General features: G+C 44.2%; 3 protein-coding genes. All 3 read right to left on the bottom strand.

The genetic code is table 11. From position 1 onward, the window contains the following. Positions 1-127 precede the first annotated feature (127 nt). The 3 genes from gatB to gatC are packed head-to-tail and all read right to left on the bottom strand — an operon-like array spanning position 128 to position 3,446. A complete protein-coding gene (gene gatB, locus ACN6OV_RS08765; RefSeq protein WP_427952066.1) occupies positions 128-1,603 on the bottom strand; it encodes an Asp-tRNA(Asn)/Glu-tRNA(Gln) amidotransferase subunit GatB in 1,476 nt (491 codons plus the stop codon). After that, entirely contained in the window at positions 1,603-3,081 is a 1,479-nt protein-coding gene (gene gatA / locus ACN6OV_RS08770; protein ID WP_427952068.1) for an Asp-tRNA(Asn)/Glu-tRNA(Gln) amidotransferase subunit GatA, read from the bottom strand. Before gatA ends, gatB begins: the two co-directional genes overlap by 1 nt. A 50-nt stretch (positions 3,082-3,131) precedes the next feature. Next, complete coding sequence (gene gatC / locus ACN6OV_RS08775) at positions 3,132-3,446, bottom strand: Asp-tRNA(Asn)/Glu-tRNA(Gln) amidotransferase subunit GatC (RefSeq protein WP_427952070.1); 315 nt, start codon at positions 3,444-3,446, stop codon at positions 3,132-3,134. Positions 3,447-3,488 lie beyond the last annotated feature (42 nt).

Raw genomic sequence — 3,488 nt, forward strand, 5'->3', positions numbered from 1 at the left:
TGCCCTCGGGTTGTGAAGGGAAAACCACAGAAATATCCAAGAAAATGCCAGGCAATTTCTTAACTGACTGGCATTACCACATTAAGTGAGGTTTTTATAACATAAAATCAATTAATTAGCGAATAAATCAACCAATCAATTTCTTCATCAATTCATTTACTTGCGCAGGGTTAGCTTTACCTTTTGCTGCTTTCATCACTTGACCAACAAGACCATTGAATGCTTTATCTTTACCAGATTTATACTCTTCAACCATCTTCTCGTTAGCAGCAAGCACGTCTTTAATAATCGCTTCAATCGCGCCTGTATCAGTTTCCTGTTTCAAGCCTTTCTCAGCAATAATTTCGTCCGCAGTTTTGCCTTCTTCCCACATAAAGCCGAATACTTGCTTCGCGATCTTACCGTTAATGGTGTTATCCACAATACGTGCAATCATGCCACCAAGTTTCTCTGCTGTTACAGGTGAGTCATGAAGCTCTAAGCCTGCTTTGTTTAAAGCACCTGAGAATTCACCCATCACCCAGTTTGCAGACACTTTACCTTGCGCAGCGCCGCCGGCAGCTTTTACCACATTTTCATAAAATTCTGACATTTCACGAGTCAGCGTAAGTACGTGAGCATCATACTCAGTTACGCCAAAGTCCGCGACAAAACGCGCACGGCGCGCAGCAGGTAACTCAGGCAAAGCAGCACGTGCTGCTTCAATTTGTGCATCGGCAATGATTACAGGCAGCAAGTCAGGGTCTGGGAAGTAGCGGTAATCGTTCGCTTCTTCTTTCGAACGCATTGAACGCGTTTCCATCTTCACAGGGTCGAACAAACGTGTTTCTTGGTCAATGGTGCCATCCCATTCTAAGATTTCCATTTGACGCTCAATTTCAACATTGATCGCTTGCTCAATGAAACGGAATGAGTTGAGGTTTTTCAACTCACAGCGCGTACCAAATTCATTGCCCGGACGACGTAAAGACACGTTACAGTCCGCACGGAATGAACCTTCTGCCATGTTACCGTCAGAAATACCTAACCAGCGCACCAGAGTGTGGATCGACTTGATATAAGCCAATGCTTCTTCAACCGAACGCATATCTGGTTCAGATACGATTTCAAGCAGGGGCGTACCTGCACGGTTTAAGTCGATGCCAGACTGACCTTCAAATTGGTCATGAATCGATTTACCTGCATCTTCCTCAAGGTGCGCACGTGTTACGCCAATGCGTTTTATGGTGCCATCTTCAAGTTGGATGTCGATATGACCCAAGCCCACAATTGGGTTATCCATTTGGCTGATTTGGTAGCCTTTTGGAGAGTCAGGGTAGAAGTAGTTTTTACGTGCAAAGACTGAAGCTTGGTCGATGTAAGCATCAATCCCCAAACCAAAGCGGATCGCAAGATCAACCACTTCTTTGTTGAGTACTGGCAATACGCCCGGCATTGCCAAATCGACAAGGCTGGCTTGTGTATTTGGGTCTTGACCGAAAGTGGTTGAAGAACCTGAGAAAATTTTGGTATTGGTTGCAAGCTGAGTGTGAATCTCGATACCAATGACCACTTCCCAACCATCAATCAGGTTAGATTTTGGTTTCTTTTGAGCTTGAGCCATTATGCATTCTCCTCAGCAATTGCAGCGCGTTGTGTATGCCAATCTGTTGCTTGTTGGTACTGATGCACCACAGATAACAATTGAGATTCTGACCAGTAGTTACCAATCAATTGTAAGCCAACCGGTAAATTGTCTTTGTCAAAACCAACAGGCGCGTTAATCGCAGGTAGACCTGCCAAGTTCACCGCGATGGTGTAAATGTCACCCAAGTACATTTCAACAGGAGAAAGGTTTGCACCGATCTTATAGGCAGTTGTTGGTGCAGATGGCGCAGCAATCACGTCAACTGATTCAAATGCTTTGAGGAAATCTTGCTGGATGAGACGACGAACTTTTTGTGCTTTCACATAATAAGCATCGTAGTAACCTGCAGAAAGTGCATAAGTGCCAATCAAGATGCGACGTTGCACTTCAGGGCCAAAACCTTCAGAACGTGAACGTTTGTACAAGTCCATCAAGTCCACTGGGTTTTCAGCGCGGTAGCCATAACGTACACCGTCAAAACGTGACAAGTTTGAAGATGCTTCAGCAGGGGCAATTAAGTAATACGTTGGAACATAGCTTTCCGTCATGTTGAGATCAATCTCAACAAGAGTCGCGCCCATGTCTTCCAATTTTTTCAATGATTCTTCAACACGCGCTTTAACGTCAGTGTTTAAGCCAGCTACGTTAAAGTATTGCTTAGGAATACCAATACGTAAACCTTTCACCGATGTGTCGTTGAGGTTTGCAACGTAGTTATCGATGTCTTTTTCAACCGAAGTTGAATCTTTCGCATCATGACCAGCCATCACGTTCATGAGGTAAGCGCAGTCTTCAGCCGAACGCGCCATTGGGCCGCCTTGGTCTAAAGATGAAGCATAAGCGATCATACCGAAACGGGATACACGGCCATAGGTCGGTTTAAGACCTGTTAGACCACAGAATGATGCAGGTTGGCGGATTGAACCACCAGTATCTGTACCTGTCGCAAACGGTGTAAGGTCAGCTGCTACCGCTGCTGCAGAACCACCTGATGAACCACCCGGTACATGATCCAATGCCCAAGGGTTTGCCGTTGCGCCAAAATATGAACTTTCAGAGGTTGAACCCATGGCGAATTCGTCCATGTTTACTTTACCTAAAGTCACAAGGCCCGCAGCTTTACCTTTCGCTACAACGGTGGCGTCGTAAGGAGAGATAAAATTGTCCAGCATTTTAGAACCAGCAGTGGTTTTGATGCCTTGGGTACAGAAAATATCTTTATGCGCAATCGGAACACCGGTTAACGCAGTTGCATGACCTGCTTTAATTGCAGCATCGGCTGCATCTGCTTGAGCTAAAGCTTGTTCAGCAGTGACGGTGACATAAGATTTTACTTGTGCATCGATTTTTTCAATGCGTTTTAAATAATGTTCAGTCAATTCGCGTGAAGAAAATTTAGCGCCGGCCAAACCTTCCGATAATTCGCGAATTGATAAGCGATGTAAATCTGTCATGAGAAATATTTCTTTACGTTTAATTTAAAAAAGTCTATTTGAATAAAAAATTATTCAATCACACGCGGAACGAGGTACAAACCGTCTTGGACAGCAGGAGCAACTGCTTGATATTCTTCACGATGATTCGTTTCAGATACCACGTCTTCACGCAAAGGTTGTGGATTGTCAAATGGACTTTTAAGCGGTTCAACACCGTCAGTATCGATGCCTTTTAGGGTTTCCATCATGCCTAAAATTTTATTTAAACTCTGAGCATATTCAGCAGATTGCGTTTCATCTAGCGACAATCGAGCCAGATGGGCAATCGCTGAAACTGTTTGTGCATTGAGATCTGCAGAATGCTGTGCATCCGATGTAGACATAACATTACCTAATCAGTATTAAAAAAATTCAAAATATCGTGG

This window comes from Acinetobacter sp. (genome assembly GCF_050285345.1).
Taxonomy (GTDB): Bacteria; Pseudomonadota; Gammaproteobacteria; order Pseudomonadales; family Moraxellaceae; genus Acinetobacter.

Excerpts from the sequence above, each read along its gene's own strand:
- gatB (WP_427952066.1), bottom strand. The coding sequence starts at position 1,603 with ATGGCTCAAGCTCAAAAGAAACCAAAATCTAACCTGATTGATGGTTGG.
- gatA (WP_427952068.1), bottom strand. The coding sequence starts at position 3,081 with ATGACAGATTTACATCGCTTATCAATTCGCGAATTATCGGAAGGTTTG.
- gatC (WP_427952070.1), bottom strand. The coding sequence starts at position 3,446 with ATGTCTACATCGGATGCACAGCATTCTGCAGATCTCAATGCACAAACA.